At 69.4% G+C, this 16,396-nt stretch carries 13 protein-coding genes; 2 read left to right on the forward strand and 11 right to left on the reverse strand.

Annotated features, from left to right (window positions below; genetic code table 11):
* Positions 1-124 precede the first annotated feature (124 nt).
* From OG804_RS09180 to OG804_RS09225, 10 genes are all read right to left on the reverse strand, one after another.
* Positions 125-925 (reverse strand): SDR family oxidoreductase, encoded by an 801-nt coding sequence (locus OG804_RS09180; RefSeq protein WP_328395891.1) that lies wholly within the window; start codon positions 923-925, stop codon positions 125-127.
* Positions 922-3,102, reverse strand: a complete 2,181-nt coding sequence (locus OG804_RS09185; protein ID WP_442941774.1) for a molybdopterin-containing oxidoreductase family protein — start codon at positions 3,100-3,102, stop codon at positions 922-924. Before OG804_RS09185 ends, OG804_RS09180 begins: the two co-directional genes overlap by 4 nt.
* Positions 3,099-4,733 (reverse strand): FAD-dependent oxidoreductase, encoded by a 1,635-nt coding sequence (locus tag OG804_RS09190; RefSeq protein ID WP_328395893.1) that lies wholly within the window; start codon positions 4,731-4,733, stop codon positions 3,099-3,101. The genes OG804_RS09185 and OG804_RS09190 overlap by 4 nt, the downstream gene beginning before the upstream one ends.
* Positions 4,730-6,964, reverse strand: a complete 2,235-nt coding sequence (locus OG804_RS09195; RefSeq protein ID WP_328395895.1) for a molybdopterin dinucleotide binding domain-containing protein — start codon at positions 6,962-6,964, stop codon at positions 4,730-4,732. The genes OG804_RS09190 and OG804_RS09195 overlap by 4 nt, the downstream gene beginning before the upstream one ends.
* A complete protein-coding gene (locus OG804_RS09200; protein ID WP_328395897.1) occupies positions 6,961-9,093 on the reverse strand; it encodes a molybdopterin-containing oxidoreductase family protein in 2,133 nt (710 codons plus the stop codon). The genes OG804_RS09195 and OG804_RS09200 overlap by 4 nt, the downstream gene beginning before the upstream one ends.
* Before the next feature lie 14 nt (positions 9,094-9,107).
* On the reverse strand, positions 9,108-10,649 hold the full coding sequence (locus tag OG804_RS09205) for a class I adenylate-forming enzyme family protein (RefSeq protein ID WP_328395899.1): 1,542 nt from the start codon (positions 10,647-10,649) through the stop codon (positions 9,108-9,110).
* 220 nt (positions 10,650-10,869) lie between these two features.
* Complete coding sequence (locus OG804_RS09210; protein WP_328395901.1) at positions 10,870-12,102, reverse strand: CaiB/BaiF CoA transferase family protein; 1,233 nt, start codon at positions 12,100-12,102, stop codon at positions 10,870-10,872.
* A complete protein-coding gene (locus OG804_RS09215) occupies positions 12,099-12,782 on the reverse strand; it encodes a PaaI family thioesterase (protein WP_328395903.1) in 684 nt (227 codons plus the stop codon). The genes OG804_RS09210 and OG804_RS09215 overlap by 4 nt, the downstream gene beginning before the upstream one ends.
* Positions 12,779-13,552 carry an enoyl-CoA hydratase/isomerase family protein gene (locus OG804_RS09220; protein WP_328395905.1) on the reverse strand — a complete coding sequence of 258 codons (774 nt, stop codon included), beginning with the start codon at positions 13,550-13,552 and terminating at the stop codon, positions 12,779-12,781. Before OG804_RS09220 ends, OG804_RS09215 begins: the two co-directional genes overlap by 4 nt.
* Entirely contained in the window at positions 13,549-14,733 is a 1,185-nt protein-coding gene (locus tag OG804_RS09225) for an aromatic ring-hydroxylating oxygenase subunit alpha (protein ID WP_328395907.1), read from the reverse strand. Before OG804_RS09225 ends, OG804_RS09220 begins: the two co-directional genes overlap by 4 nt.
* An 87-nt stretch (positions 14,734-14,820) precedes the next feature.
* Between OG804_RS09225 and OG804_RS09230 the strand changes: the two genes are divergently transcribed.
* Entirely contained in the window at positions 14,821-15,414 is a 594-nt protein-coding gene (locus tag OG804_RS09230) for a TetR/AcrR family transcriptional regulator (RefSeq protein WP_328395909.1), read from the forward strand.
* A 50-nt stretch (positions 15,415-15,464) separates the two neighbouring features.
* Here the strand turns inward: OG804_RS09230 and OG804_RS09235 are convergent, their stop codons facing one another.
* Complete coding sequence (locus OG804_RS09235) at positions 15,465-15,692, reverse strand: hypothetical protein (RefSeq protein WP_328395911.1); 228 nt, start codon at positions 15,690-15,692, stop codon at positions 15,465-15,467.
* A 25-nt stretch (positions 15,693-15,717) separates the two neighbouring features.
* On the opposite strand from OG804_RS09235, the gene OG804_RS09240 reads away from it, so the two are divergent.
* Entirely contained in the window at positions 15,718-16,275 is a 558-nt protein-coding gene (locus tag OG804_RS09240) for a CGNR zinc finger domain-containing protein (RefSeq protein ID WP_328395913.1), read from the forward strand.
* Positions 16,276-16,396: the final 121 nt, after the last annotated feature.

Genomic DNA, 16,396 nt, shown 5'->3' on the forward strand with positions numbered 1-16,396 from the left:
AAGGACACATCGAGCACAGTCGTCATGACCGGCGCGAGTGGCGGTTTCGGACGCCTCGCGGCCGAGCAACTGCGCGGCTCAACGTGACCGGCGACCCTCCGAGCCCGGACTCCACGATCCGGATTCAGATCCCGACCGGGCCGCCCAGCCAGACTCCGACCTCTTCGCCCGATATGTGTCCGCCTTCCTCGCTCACCAGGAACGCGACGGTCGCCGCTACCGATTCGGCCGGGATCCGTGGCCAACTGGCCGCCAGATCCCGCGCCGCGCCCGGCCCGCCGGAGGCGATGATGTCGGTGTCGACGAAGCCCGGCATCACGGTATTGACCGTGATGCCGCGCCGGGCCACCTCGAGCGCCATGGTGCGCGTCATCCCGACCAGCCCCGCTTTCGCGGCCGCGTAGGCGCTCATGCCCGGGGCGGGCCGGCGCCCACCCGACGGGCTGCTGACGAAAACAATTCGGCCCCAACCAATTTCGTACATTTCGGGTAACGCCGCGTGAGTGCAGTAGAACGCCCCGCTGAGGTTGACCCCGATCACCCGGTCCCAATCCCGCGGCGACTGTTTCCGCGCCGACCCGGCGAGATTCATGCCGGCGTTGTTCACGAGCACGGTCGGCGCACCCAACGCGGCTGTCGTCGCCGTGATCAACTCCGTCGCCTGGGCGGCATCGGCTACATCGGCCCGGATCGCGGTCGCCCGGCCCCCGGTCGCGTTGATCTCTTCGGCGAGCTGCTGTGCGTCCCGTGCACTCGACGAGTAGTTGACCGCCACCGCGAACCCGTCGGCGGCGAGGCGGCGCGAGATCGCGGCCCCGATCCCCCGACCGCCGCCGGTGACCACCGCGACCCGCCGACGCGCGGCGCGATCCGGCGGGGTGATCCCCTCGACGTTCGTCGCCTGACCAGTTCTGCCGGGCTTCATTCGATCGACCTCGCCTGTTCCGGTTCGTGGCACGGGTCGTCGGTCCCACCGCGCACCACGTCGACATTGATTCCCGTGAGCTGGGACTGGTTGCTGAGGATGTCGAAGCCGTCCCGGCCGGTGGGCGCGAGCTGGTTCGCGTTCACCCCGGCCTTGCGCCGCGCCACACCGAGCCCACCGGCGCGGCCCTGGCCCCAGCCGTGCGTCATGGCGACCACGCCGCGGCGCAGGGATTCGTCGTACTGCACTACCGCCTCGACCGAGCCGTACCGATTGCGGACGGTGACGGGATCGCTCTCGACCAGCCCCCGGCGGCGGGCGTCCTGCGGATGCATCCAGAGCGGATTGCCCCGGTGGATCTCCCGATCGAAGACCGGCAGGTTGTGCAACCAGCTGTTGACCATGTGGTGGGTGCGCCGGGTGATCAATTTGAGCTGGTCGACGGGCTCCGCCGCGAGTTCCGCGAAGATCGTCTCCGCGGTCCCGTAGGCCCGTCGGAAGAGCTCCGGGCAGCAGTCGATCAGGCCGTCGTCGTGCTGGACCGCGATGCCGAACACGTGGTCGGGGTCGGCATCGGGCAGCACCATGGTCCCGGCGGGCATCGCCGCCAGCTGGTCCAGGGTGGTCCCCGCGGCACGCAGCGTCGCGTCGATGGTGGCGAACGGATCCGGATCCGGATCGTCGAGCAGTGTCGATACGCCGAGTTCCTGCTGGATACGGGAGAGTATCCACCAGTCGTCACGGCGTTCGCCCGCGGCCGGCACGACGGCCGGGGTGTACTGCACATAGGGTTCCAGCGCTACGCCCAGCGTATTCAGGAAATTGACGTCGGCCCGTTCCAGCCAGTCCGTGGCGGGCAGGACATAGTCGGCCAGCTCGCCGGTGACCGTGCGGTACAGGTCGACCGTCACGATCAGCTCCAATTGCTCGAAGGCCCGGCGCAGGCGCGCTTCACCGCCCACCGACAGCAGCGGGTTGCCCGAGACGACGATCAGCGCGCGCACGGGTTCGTCGGGATTCTCGATGAACTCCGGCAGCAGTGCCGCGGGCAGATCGCCGCTCACCGTGCGAAGTTCCCCGAGCGGGCCGTCGAAGTAGGGATCGGCCCGCCGCCGCTTCGATCCGCGCACCGCGTCCGCGATGCCGCGGGAGTAGATATTGCCGCCGCGACGACCGAGGTTCCCGGAGAACAGGCTCACCATGGTGAGCATCCAGTAGGCCAGCGCGCCCAACCGGCCCTGGTTCACACCGGTCGCCATGTAGACGCTCGCGCTGGGCGCCGCGCAGAAATCGTCCGCCACCCGCCGGATCGTTTCGGCCTCGATTCCCGTCACCCCGGCTACCCGTTCCACCGGATAGCGGCGGACGAATTCCAGCAGTCCGTCGATATTGCGCGCACGCCGCGCAACGGCGGCGCGGTCGAACCCGATCCGGAACAGGATCTCGTGCAGCAGCCCGGCCAGGAAATAGAAATCGGTGTCCGGCTTGATCAGCAGCACCGCACCGGTTTCCGGCGAGGACGATTCGATACGGCGCGGATTCACGAACAGGACCGTCCCGCCGCGCGCCCGGACGGCGCGGAGCTTGGCCATCGGGTCGGAGACGTGAATCAGGGTCATATGCGAAACGGCCGGATTGCTGCCGAGACACAGGAAATAGTCGGTGTGCAGCAGGTCCGGGATCGGATGGGCCATCGACGCGCCGTAGATCGCTTCGCTGGCCGCGTATTTGGCGGAGGTGTCCTGGGTCCCGGCGCTGAACCGCATCCGGGTGTCGAAGCCGCGCGCGATCCGGGCCGCGTTCGCATAGTAGGCGCCGTTGAACGCCGACGGGTTGCCCTGGTAGACGGCGAGGGCGTTACGTCCGTGGCGGCGGCGCACATCCTGTATCCGGGCGGCTATCTCGCCGACCGCGACGTCCCAGTCGACCGGTTCGAAGACACCCTGGTCCGCGCCGCGCGGGTTCGTCCGCTTCAGCGGGCGGTCGAGTCGGTCCGGGTCGTGATGAAGCTGCAGGTAGTGCACGCCCTTGTGGCAGGAGAAGCCTTTGTGCACAGGGTGTTCCGGATCGGGCCGCAACCGGAGGACCTCGCCGTCGCGCACCTCGGCGACCAATCCGCAGCCGGGTTCGCAGATACGGCAGAAGGTGTGTATCCGGTCCGGGTCCACCCGACTCACCCGTGGTTCCGCTCGGCGTCGGCGACCAGCACGGCTGTCCGGGTATCGACGACCTTGACCCGCGGCCGTCCCGATTCGAGCCCGCGCTGCCGCTCGTGGCGGTCGATGGCCCGCCAATCCGCGCCGCTCAGCGCATTCGGGCACCGTTCCCGGACGAGAGCGGTGAAATCGGCCGGTGTCGCGACCGGTTCGGCGAGCAGGCCCCGGCGATGATCGGCGAGCAGTGCCTCCACTGTCTCCGTCGCGCAATACCGATTGGTTCCGATCACCCCGGTCGCGCCGCGTTTGATCCAGCCTGCCACGTACTGCCCGGGAATCGGCGCTCCGGTGGCCGGTTCGGTCACCCGGCCCGCGATGTTCGCGACCGTCGCGGTGGCCTCGTCGAACGGGAGTCCGGTGATCGGCAGGCCGCGATATCCCACCGCGCGGATCACCAGCCCGCACCGGATCGACTCCGGAGTTCCGCCGGCGGTCTCCCTGACCGTCAGCGCCGCCACCCGGCCGGGCCCCTCGATCGCCGCGCAGGTGCGGCCGAACCTGAGCACGATCCGCTTGTTGCCGGGTGTCGCCCGGCGCCGCGCGTACTCGGCGAGGACCCGTGTTTTCATCGGGGCGTCCGGCCCTGCCTCGACGGCTCCGTCCACGAGCACATCGATCCCCGGCAACGAGCCCAGCGCCAGCAGTTCCGGGGTCGTGCAGGCCGCGTGTTCGGGCCCCCGGCGCCCGAGCACGATCACCTCCTCCACCGCACTGTCCGCCAGCGCGGCCAGGGCATGATCCGCGATATCGGTGGTGCGGAGCCGGTCCACATCGGTGACGAGCAGGCGCGCGACATCGAGCGCGACATTGCCGTTGCCGACCACCACCGCACGCCGTGCGCCCAGGTCGAACGCCCGGTCGGCGTGGTCGGGATGGCCGTTGTACCAGGCGACGAATTCACGCGCGGAATGACTACCCGCCAGCTCCTCGCCGGGGATGCCGAGCCGCCGGTCGCCGGCCGCGCCGGAGGCGTGCACCACCGCGTGGTGGTGGGCCAGCAGCTCCTGGTCTGTCACGTCCCGGCCGACCTCGACCCCCAGGTGGAGGGTGAATCCGGCGCGGTGAGCGGTTCGCTGGAAGACGCGGTCGACGGTCTTGGTGCGCCCGTGATCCGGAGCGACGCCGAATCGCACCAGCCCGCCGGCCACGGGCAGCCGCTCCAGCATGGTGACCTCGGCGGCGATATCCCGGCGGGCCAGCAGTTCTTCCGCCGCGTAGAAGGCGGCCGGCCCGGAGCCGACCACAGCGACTCGCAGCGGGACCGGCTCGCCGCGCCCGGCGGTCGCGATGGACAGGGGCAGCGGCTGGATATGCGCACCCGGCGCCACGGTGCGCGGATGCCGGGTGAAGTACTCCGCGTTGAGGTCTCGGTAGGGTTGCTGGTCGGCGCCGAGCGCGTCCGCCGCGGCGATGGCGTCCACCGGGCAGACGTCGGCGCAGGCGCCGCAGTCGATGCACGCACCCGGATCGATGTAGAGCATCTCGGTGTCGCGGTATTCGCGTTCGGCGGGGGTGGGGTGGATGCAGTCCACCGGGCACACCGCGACGCACGTGGCGTCGTTACAGCAATTCTGGGTGATCACGTAGGTCATCGGCGGGTCTCCTCGCTGCGGCGGGTCACGGTGACCGGCACACCGTTGAAGATCGGCGACGCGGTCAGCGCCTCGAGTGCGGTGGCGTCGTCCACCAGCGCGTTGTAATCGGCGCCGGGCGCGGCCGCCGCACGGGTGATGCCCAGTCCGGGCCCACGGTGCCCCCACCCGTGCGGCATGCTCACCACTCCGGGACGCAGGGCGTCGTCGACCCGGAGCTCCGCGGTGACGGTGCCGGTCGCCGAACCGACGCGCACCCGGTCCCCGTCGACCAGTCCGCGCCCGGCCGCGTCGGCCGGGTTCATCAGCAGTGCGCATTGACCGTCGTCGGGTTGGGGCAGGGCGTTGTGCAGCCAGGAGTTCATTCCGCGGCGCTGGCGCCGGTTGATCAGCAGCAGTGGCGCGACCGGTCGGGCGACGCTCGCGCGCAGCCGGGCGATATCGGCGACGATCAGCTCCGGTACCAGGTCGATCCGGCCGTCCGGTGTGCGCAAGACCTCCGGTAGCCGCGGCCGCAGCGGACCATAGTCGATCCCGTCCGGATTCGCCTCCAGCACTGCGAGGGTCAAGCCTCCCGGTTCGGCGCCGAAGCGGTCACCGTAGGGGCCGCCGCGCAGCCGTAGGTCCAACAGGCGCTCGGGACCGTGCCGACCGGCGGTCGATACCCGCACCTGATCCTGGTCGACGCCCGCCAGTTTCGCGGCCCGCCGGGCGGCGAGGGCGGCCACCTCGTCGTCCAGTTCGGTGACCGCGCGCTCCGGCGTGCCCTTCGCGATCGCGGCCAAGCGCAGCAGGATCTGCCATTCCGGCAGTTCACCGGCGGCGGGGTGGAGCAGCGGTGCGGTGTAGCGGGCGACATTGCGAATCTGGAAATGCGCCAGCGTCACATCGTGATGCCCTCTGGTCGCCAGCGGTGGAGGCGGCAGGATCACATCGGCGTATCGCGTGGTCTCGTTGACATAGCAGTCCACCGAAACCATGAAATCGAGCGCTGCCAGCGCCTTCTCGACCGAGCCGGTGTTCGGCAGCGAGCGGGCAGGGTTGCCCGCCACGGTGATCAGGGCGCGGGTGCGTCCCGGCCCGGGGGTGCGGATCTCCTCGGCGAAGCAGACCGCCGGCAGTTCGCCCATCGCCTCGGGCAGCCCGCGCACCCGAGACCGCCAGCGGCCGAATATCGGCCGCGGCGGTGTGCTGGCCGGCCAAGTGTTCGGGCCCCCGCAGGGCGGCAGTGCGAACATCGCGCCACCAGGGCGGTCCAGATTCCCGGTGACGATCGTCAACACCTCGACCAGCCAGTTCGCAAGTGTGCCGAATTCCTGCATACAGGTGCCGATCCGGGAATGCGCCACCGCGGTGGGCGCCGCCGCGAAACCCCGCGCGACCCGCCGCACGATCTCCGGATCGATACCGCAGACCGGGGCGACCGTCTCCGGGGAGAATTCCCGCGCCAGCGCCAGAACCTCGGTCATTCCGTCCACTACCGCGGGAACCCGGGCGGGCCGGGCCAGGTTCTCCGCGGCGATCACCGACAGCACCGAGAACAGGAACAGGGCATCGGTGCCCGGCCGGATCGGCACGTGCAGGTCGGCGAGCTCGGCGGTATCGGTCCGGACGGGATCGACGACGACCAGACTGCCGCCGCGCTCGCGCAGCGCGCGCAACCGGCGGCGCATCCCCGGTGCCGTCACCGTACTGCCGTTGGAGACAACAGGATTGGACCCCAGGATCAGCAGGTGGTTGGTGCGATCGATATCGGGCAGGCTCAGGCCGAGGCCGGTGCCGTACAAGAGAATGTGCGCGAGGTTCTTGGGCCAGGTGTCCACACTGGCGGGCGAGTAGACGGCACGAGTACCCAGCGCGCCGATCAGCTCCCCCAGGTAGAAGGTGGTGTCGAGGTGGTGGGCGGCGGGATTCCCGTGATACACCGCGCAAGTGCCCGGATCGCCGGTGACGAATTCGGGCAACCGGCGGCCGATCTCGTCGAACGCTTCCGCCCAGGTGGCCGCGCGAAAGCCACCACCGGGTGCGCGCAACAGCGGGGTCCGGACCCGATCCGGGTCGGACTCCAGGGCGCCCAGCCCGAGTCCTTTGGCGCAGCTGTGCCCGTCGCTCAGGACATCGCGTGGATTGGGCGCGACTCCGGCGATTCGTCTGCCGTCCAGGTCGACGAGCAGGCCGCAGGTCGATTCGCACAGCGGGCAGATCCGGTGCCCGGTGCGGACGCCGGTCATCTCGTCTCCGGGGTCGCGGGGCACGCGGGCTCGACGGCGACCGGAACCGCCGTCATCGTCGGCATCGCGTTGATCGCCTGCGCCCCGGCGACGCCGACCAGATCGTTGACGTTCACGCCGAACTCCTCGTCCGGGTCCAGGGAGCCGAAGCAGTGGGTCATAGTAACGGTGCCGCGCGCCACCGTGTGGTCGGCTCGGACCGTCGTCCGCACCCGCCCTGCCGCCGAGCGCACGGTGGCCGCTTCGCCGTCGCCGAGCCCCAGCGCGGCCAGGTCGGCAGGGTGCAGGGCGGCCGGGTTGGTTCCGCCGGGGACCAGCCCCGGGACGCGGGTGCCGGTGGAGTTCACGGCCTCGCGGATCCGCCGCACTATGAGGCGCAGCGGGAAATCGGGTTGGTCACCGGTTCCGGTGAGCGCGGCTCGCAGTTCCTCGTGCACGTCGCCGGGCATCAGCCGGAGGCGGTTGCCCGCGGCGGACGGGTCCGCCGGTCCGACGACCGCACCGCTGGGACCCGCGAGATACCCGTGCGGCGCGCCTGCCAGATCGTCGAAGGCCACCCGGCCCCGTTCGGTCGTCATGGCCAACAGCTGCTCCGCGGTCGGTGGCCGATGCGGATCGAGGATCCGGCCGGCGAATTTGATCGGCTGCCCGGATGCCGCCGCGAGGTCGAAGAAGAACCGCCAGTCGTCCACGACGCCCGGCGGTGGGTCCAGTACCGCGGGTGTGTACTGGGCGAAGGGACGAGGGAAGAAAGGTTCCATGATGACGGTGTGGTCGGCTCGTTCGTACATGGTCGTGGGCGCGATCACGTAGTCCGCCAGCCGCGCGGTGTCCGACATGCGCGGGTCCACGCAGACGAGCAGATCGAGCGACCGCAGGGCGCGCAGGATCTTCGCCCGGCCGGGCAGGGCCGCCGCGGGATTTCCGCCGGAGACGATCAGCGCCCGGACCCGGTCGGGCCCGGGTTCGAGGATCTCGTCGGCAAGGATCCCGGACGGCAGTTCACCCCGGATCGCCCGGACACCACCGATGCGGCTCCGGAACCCGTGTTCGTAATCGCGGGCAGGTGCCGCCACTTCGGCGCGGGCCGGCGTCTGCCGGGTGAGCACGGCCCGGTCATCGGCGCGCTCCCCTTCGCGCAGATGGCGGCCGCAGATGACGTTCAACGCGGCCACCAGGTGTTCGGCGAGGTTCGAATGCGGCCCCATGCAGACACCCGTACCGGTGGTGGCCATCCCGCGACCGCCGCCCGCGAACATCCGGACGGCCGCCCGCAACTGGTCCTCGCCGACACCGCAGACGCGCCGTACCACCGTGGGGGTCACCGCCGCGACCGCTGCGGCCAGTTCGGGCAGGTCGCCGACATACCGGGCACAGAAGTCGGCGTCGTGCCGCTGTTCGGTCAGGATCGAGCGCAGCAGCCCGGCGAAGAGCACCGCGTCGGTGCCGGGCCGGGGCGCCAGGTGCAGGTCGGCCAGCGCGGCGGTCTCGGTGCGACGAGGATCCACCACGATCAACCGCAATCCCCGCGCGCGGGCGGCACGCAGCGTCACCGACGGATTCTGCACGACCGCGCCGTCCCCGTCGCCGCCGTTTCCGGACACGAGCGGGTTGGTACCCGCCAGCAGCCATACATCGGCGTCTTCGAACCGCTGCCGCCCGCCGAGGTAACTGCCCATCCGTTCGGCCACCACCCATTTCGCGGACTGGTCGATCGTCATCGTGGAGAACAGCTTGTGCGAGCCGGTGCCGCGGAACCACGCGCGCGCCAGCAGCGGGGTGAGCGCCGCGAAATTCTGCTGGGTGCCCATGAACAGCGCGACCGCGTCCGGGCCGTGCCGGTCGACGATCCCGCGCAGGCGGTCCGCGATACCGGCGACCGCCTCGGTGACCGGCGCCGGCGCGTACGCCCCGGCGCGGGTACGGCGCAGCGAGGTGGTCAGCCGGTCCGGACCGTGCGCGAGGTCACCCGCGCGCCGGCCTTTCACACAGGTGTAGCCGCGCGAGATCGGATGGTGGGCGTCGCCGAGGACCCTGGTGATCCGGCCGTCGTCGATATCGAGCAGGACACCGCAGGAAGAAGCGCACAGGCGGCAGTACGACACCTGCCGCCGCGCAGCGGAGTTCACGCGAGGACCGTCGTTCACGCGGTGGCGGTGGCGCCCTCGACCACGACCGCGTCGGCCGGGACCTCGGGGAACCGGCGGCGCAGCACCGGCTTGGCGAGTTTGCCGGAGAACGTCCGGGGCAGCGGTTCGCCCAGCGCCACCGCGTGTTTGGGCCGTTTGAACTTCGCGAGATCGCTGGCGGCCACCGCCGCGATATCGGCGACGACCTCGCCGGCGGGGCGGTCGCTGTGGAAGACCACCATCGGCACCTCGCCCCAACGGTCGTCGCGCACGCCGATGACGGCGAGGTCGACCAGCCCCTCGATGGCGTGCAGCGCCTGCTCGATCTCGGCGGGGTAGACATTGAGACCCCCGGAGATCAGCATGTCCTTGCTGCGGTCCACGATCTTGAGGAAACCGCCTTCGTCCTGCAGGCCCAGGTCGCCGGTCCGGAGCCAGCCGTCCACCAGGGTCGCGGCGGTCGCCTCGGGCTTGTTCCAGTATTCGCGCATCACATGCTCGCCGCGCACCAGGATCTCCCCGACCTCACCGGCCGGGGTGTCCGCATCCGGGTCGCCGATCTTCACCTGGGTGCCGACCAGCGCGAGTCCGGCGAAGCCGGGCCGGGTGCGGGCGTCGGCGAAACTCAGGGTCGCGACCATGCCCGACGCCTCGGTCAGGCCGTATGCCTGGGTGAGGGGTATTCCATGGGATCGGTAGAACTCGACCAGATCGAGGCTCACCGGTGCGCCGCCGGTTCCGGCGAAGGTGAACTTCGCCAGCTTGCGGGATCCGAAATCGGGCAGCGTCGTCATCCGTTCCCAGATGACCGGCACGGTGGTCGTCGCGGTGATCTGTTCGCGTTCGAGAGTGTCCAGCGCGATCTCGGGATCGTATTCGCGCAGCAGCACCATCGTCGCGCCGGGCACCACGACGAGCTGCATGAAGATCGACAGCACCGAGCCGGTGTACACCAGCGGCGCCGAGCACAGGACCCGATCGCGGGCGGTGAATCCGTGGCTGACGGTTTGGGAGATACCCGGTGCCATGGCACTGCGGTGGGTGACCAGCGCGCCCTTCTGCACACCGGTGGTGCCGGAGGTGTAGCAGATGAAGGCCGCGTCGTCACCGGCGATTTCGACCCGCGCCACCGGGCCCGGATCGAGCAGTGTGCCGAACGGAGGGTGCGCGTCGCCACCGATCGCGTAGGTCTCGAATCGCGTCTGCTCGGCGGCCACCTCGAGCAACGGGGCGAAGTCGTCCTCGACGATCACCACGCGCGGCGCCGAGTCGACCACCATCGGCGCCAGCTCTTTCGCGGTGAGCCGGAAGTTGAGCGGGACGCTGATGGCGCCGAGTTTGAGCGTGGCCAGGATGATGTGGGCCAGCTCCGGACGGTTGAGCATCATCACCGCGACGCGGTCGCCCTTGCGGACGCCCCGGGCGGCCAGACCCCGGGCGAGCGCGTCGGTCACCGCGTCCACCTCGGCCCACGTCTGAGCGGTGTCACCGAAAACGATGGCTTGCTGGTTCGGGCGGGTCTTGCCCCAGTAACGAGTCAAATCCGCAAGATTCATCTGAGCTCCTCGTGATCTGCCGGATGCCGGCCGCACGCCGCGGCGGTGTGACCGCCCTCACTGCGTGCCGTAAACCTAACAGCTGTAGGTAGCCGGTGCAATACCCGATTCTGGAAGTTCGTACCGATAGTCCCTTTTGCACGAATACGACACCCACCGCGCAGATCGCGCGTGGGCGTCGTATTCGGTGCTGACAGGCGGGCAGGTCGCCCGCTTTTGCCTATTTTCCGGGCAGTTGCGGATCGGTAGCCGCGGCTATCCGGTCGGTGTCGTATCCGGCGATCACGCGCAGTACATCGGCGGTGTCGGCCCCCACCGGCGGCGGCAGCGCGGGCGCGAACTTCTCGCCCGCGACCCGGACCGGGCTCACCAGGAACTTCAGCTCGCCGACCCCCTCGTATTCGACGCGGTAGGTGTTGTCACGCGCCCGGAAATGCGGATCGGTGAGCATCTCGGGTCCGGTATTGACCGGACCGCCCGCGATCCCGTGTTCCAGGAACAACCGCACCCATTCGTCCCTGGTGCGCTGCGCGAAGATCTCCCGCAATGCCCGCCACACCAGATCGGCGCGGGCCGGGGCCCCCTCATCGGTGCCGGCCAGATCCACCTCGACCAGATCCTCACGACCGACCGCGACCAGGAAATTGCGCCAGAACTTCTCCACATGGGAACCGAACAGCACGGCTTTGCCGTCCTTGGTCCGATAGGCCTCCAGCCTCGGCCAGTCCGGCAGCCGGCCGTCGGGCAGCCAGGTGGGCCGGGGAATCGACCAGTCGCGGTTGAGCTCGGCGTCCACCAGGTCCGGCATCCAGGCCGCGGCGATATCGATACCCGACACCTCCACCTGACAGCCCGTGCCCGTGACGGCGGCCCGGTGCAGAGCCGCGAGCAGACCCATCGCCCCATAGGCGCCGAGGGCGTACATGGCGACCGGCGGACTGGTCGAGCCCGCGATTCCCGTGACCGGCGGTTCGTCCGGCGTGCTCACCTCGCGCAGGCCGGCGTAGGCGTCGAAGACCGGGCCGCCGGTGCCGAGTCCGCGGTACGGACCGTCGGTACCCATTCCGGACACGGTGCACAGCACGATCTTCGGATTCACGCGGCGCAACTCGGCGAAGCCGATCCCGAGCCAGTCGAGGTAGCCGCCGCGCATACCCTCGACCACCGCGTCGCAGGACCGCGCCAGATCGAGGAACGCCTGCTTCCCCTCGGCGGTCCGCAGATCCAGGGCCACCGACTTCTTCCCCCGATTCCAGCGCAAGTGCATGAAGGCCGGCCCGTCCGGACCGCCGACCGCCCGGCTACCACCGACCCGCACCGGATCACCGGCCGGACCGGCCTCGATCTTGATCACTTCGGCGCCGAGATCGGCGAGGTGCCCGCCCAGCGAGGACGGCGCGAGTTGCGCCACCTCGAGTACGCGCACGCCGTTCAGCAGCGAGAAGCCGCTCATCGGACGACCCCTTCCAGTTCGTTCGAGATATTCCGTGTCTGTTCGGGTTTCAGCTCGACCCAGAGACCTTCGGCCTCGGCGACCAGCGACTCCCCGTGGTGCAGGGTCCCGCGCAGGAACCGTTTCCGGCCCTCCTGCCGTACGAGATACGCGTTCAGCACCAGCTCGGTGTGCAGCGGCGCGGGCGCGCGGAAGGCGACGTTCAGATAGGCCGTGCGCGCCCACGGCCGGTCCCGGTTGGCCAGCCGGGCCAGGATCTCGTCGAAGATCAGCGGCATCACCCCGCCGTTCATCGCGTACCGCCCGGAGTGGAAGCGCCCCACCGTGACCACGCCGCGCGCCGAGGTCGCGGTGATCTCGTCGAGACGCACCGGCGGCGCCAGTGCTTGACCGTGACCGGCCAGATCCCAGCGTTTACCCGCGATCTGCGAATCCTCGTCGACCTCGAAGGCCCGCATCGCGGTCGCGATCTCGCGCAATCCGGAGGCCGCGGCGGCCGCCGCGGCCGGGGTCGGCCTACTTCTCGTCACCGCTTCCTGGACCGCCCGCAACGCCTCGATCAGTGCCGCGTACTCGTCGTCGGACTCGGCGGTGGGCACGAACGGGTCGTCCCAGCCGGGGCTCCAGATATCGGCGGGACGCCTCCGCTCGCTCGCTCCGGGTTCTCCGGGGAAGCTCATCTCTTCGACTCCGCCGCCGGAACCCGGGCCGCGAAGAAGGTCGAGAACATATCCTCGATCGACCGGTCCGCCATCATGGACCGGAGCGCGACATTCTCCCGGTCGTACCGATCCCGCAGACTCCGGCCCGGCCCGGCCAGCAGCAGCGATTTGATCTGCCGCACCGCGTCGGGCGACCGCACCGCCACATCCGTCGCGAGCTCGACCGCCGCCGCGGCCACATCTGCCGAACAGCGGCTCAGCAGTCCTATCCGATACGCCTCGTCACCGGATACGTTCCGCGCCGTCATCAGCAGGTCCCGGGCATGGGCCGCGCCGATCAGCGAATCGAGCAGCCAGGTCAGGTTCATCCCGCCGTACTTCGCGGCGGTGACCGCCAGCGAGGTATCGGGACCTCCCACGCGCAGATCCGAGCACACCGCGAGGAGGGTGCCCGCACCGTGGGCCGCGCCGCGCACCGCGGCGACGGTCGGCTTGGGGAACGCGAGGTACCGCCACAGCAGTTCCTCGCGCTCGGCCATCGCCGCGGCGGACTCGGCCGGTGTCAGCGCCGCGAGTTCGGTCAAGTCGTATCCGGCGCTGAAAGCCAGGTCGCCCGCCCCGGCCAGGATCACCACCCGCACCGAATCGTCGGCCGCCGCGGCGGCCAGCGCCGAATCCAGTTCCCGCTGCAGGGCAAGCGTTATCGCGTTGCGGACGGCGGGACGGTTCAGGGTCAGCCGGAGTACGCCCGGCGCCGGGCGGTCCGACCGCAGGTCGCCGGTGGTCACGAGGCCGGCACCGACTGCTCCGCCCGCTCTCGTTCGAGCATGGCGACATCGTCTGCGACCATATTGTGAAATACCTGACCCGGCAGCTCGTTCCGTCCGTAGATCAACTCACGGACCTGGCCGTGCGCCGCGTTATCGGTGATGGTCTTGGTGACGAACCAGTCCTCGGCGTGCAGCGTCTCCATGAGCAGTTCCCAGTTCTTCTCCAGGATCCGTTCCTCACGCGGCGTCTGCGGCTTGCGCGGCGACAGCAACCGGATCGTGCAGTAGCTGACGTTGGGATCGTCCTCGTCCGGCACGATGGTCCAGATCTCGAAATGATTCGGCTCGGTGACCAGCATGGTTCCGGGGTAGACCGTGTAGTTCGCCAGCGAGTAGTCGCGCACGTCGAAACTGTCCGGGTCGGCGTCACGCACCTCGGTGATCGCCTTGCGGGCCACCACCAGCCGCCACGACCGGCCCACCGGGTCGAAAGCGGTGATATTGCCCTCGAGGTAGTTGCACACCGTCTTGGTGTGCAACTGGCACAGGTGATAGGAGTCCTGTACACCGTCCACGGCGATCTTCCAGTTCATGCCCAGCCGCCAGGTCTCCTTGCGTACCTGATACGACTCCGCCATTCCGGTATCGGTGACCTCCGCGTCGTGCTTCGGACCGAGCACCGTCGCGATATCCAGTTCGGCGCCCACCGTCGGCACCACCCAGACCAATCCGTGCCGGACTTCGCACGGGAACTCGACCAGCCCGTATTCGGCGCGATCCATCCCCTCGAAACCTTCGGCATGCGGGAGCCCGCGCAGCGACCCGTCCTTGCCGTAGGACCAGTTGTGATACGGGCACGCGAAAACACGTTTACAGCCGGACTCGGCGAATTCGACCTTGGATCCGCGGTGCCGGCAGACGTTCGAGAATGCCTTGACACTGCCGTCGTTCTGCCTGACCACCAGCAACGGGGTCCCGATCAGCTCGGTGGTGAGGAAATCGCCGGACTTCTCCAGTTCGTCGACGTGCGCCACGATATGCGGGAATCGCCGCACCACATCGCGCTCCTTGGCCGCGAGCTCCGGATCGTCGAACACGGAGAAGGGCACACGCAGCAGATTCTCCGCGTAGTCGGTGGTGTCGTTGTCCACGTGGGCGATGAGCCGCTGCGTGAGCCTGATCTTCTCGTCGCGCTCCATACTGCGAGAGTGACACACGATACAAATATTGTCTAGCGTCTTATCTAATGGTGTTCGATTATCCGAGAGATTGGTACGGTACTTGCCGTGACAGCCAGTAGCACCGAGTCCCGGCCCGATGTGCGATCGACGATCCTGGCTGCCGCGGAATCGTGTTTCGCCCGCTACGGCATCGCCAAGACCACGATGGAGGATGTGGCGAAAGCCGCGTCGACCTCACGAGCCACGGTGTACCGGTACTTCGCCGACCGCGATTCACTGGTCACCGAATCGGTGGTCCGGCGCGCCCGGTCCAATATGGCGTCGGCACGCGAGTTCGTCCTACGCCGGCCGACGATCGAAGAAGGCATCGTCGACGGTATCTGCGAGGACATCCGCCGCGGCTGCCTCGATCCGATGATGCACCGGCTGGTGTCCCCCGCCGAGATGATCGTCTCGGCGCAACTGCTCACCGAATCCGGGCGTGCCGTCGAACTGACCTACGAGCTCTGGGAACCCGTCCTCACGAAAGCGCAGCGCGCCGGGACGATCAGAGCCGACCTGGATATCCGCCTGCTCTGCGAATGGATCTCCGAGGTCGAGATGCTGTACATCAGCCGATTGAACGAAGGCGCCGACGGCCTCGACCGCATCCGGGACAAGATTCGCACCTTCGTCCTGCCCGCACTGCTCCCGGACTGACGACAAACGTTGCGGCCGAAGCTCTTTCCGGATCGACCGCCGGGCTCCCGTTACACGTGGCCCGGAATATCCACTCGCCGAACGTCATCGGCGCCGGATCGCGGGCGCCCGCATGGTGCGGGCGTGGGCGCGAAATCGTTGCCGCCCGGGGCCGCTGTCACCGTCGCCTCCTCGCTCACCAGCCATTGCCCGCAGACGCAGCGCCAGTAGCGCACCGGACCGTGCTCGGAGATCAGGGCGGGCGCGGGCCAGGAGCACGCGGAGCAGATGATGGTCATGCCCCGAGTCTGATGTAATGGTTCTATGCATTTCAACCCTTACGGCGGCGCGGCGGCCGAACTCGCCGTACGGCTGGTCAACGCACCCGGTGACCGAGATCTGGCCGCCTTGCTGATCGAGGCCGGTTACAAACCGGTCGGCACAGTGGGACCGGCGCAGGCGGCCGAACTACAGCGGTGGACCGCTCGCCTCGACGAGATATTCGACGCTCCGAGCGTCGACCTGCTCAACGCACTACTGGCCGAGACCACCAGCCGGCCCTACATCTCGACTCACGACGGGCGGGCACCGCATCTGCACTACGCCGCGGAGCACGCTCCGATCGAGGAGCGGGTCAAGGCCTACACCGCTGCCGGGCTTGCCGAACTCTTCTGCGCGGCGCCGGACCGGATGGGGCGGTGCGCGCGAGACGGATGCGCGCAGGTGTTCGTGGACACCTCGCGCAACGGTCGGCGGCGCTTCTGCTCCGACCGATGCGCGAACCGGGTGAACGTCGCGAAGCACCGGGCCCGATCAGCGCCCCCGCGGACTCCCGCGCTCGCTCCAGCGGCTGCCCGGTCCGGGCACGAACGCGCGAACTGACCGGACCGCGACCCCGGCGGCGGGCCGCACACCGCGGGCTCCGCCCCGCCCGGCCACCGCTGCGGTGGCCGGTGCACCGGATCGGCCGACACGACCGGCGAATGATCCCGTGCCCGGCCCA

This window comes from Nocardia sp. NBC_00416 (genome assembly GCF_036032445.1).
Classification (GTDB): Bacteria; Actinomycetota; Actinomycetes; order Mycobacteriales; family Mycobacteriaceae; genus Nocardia.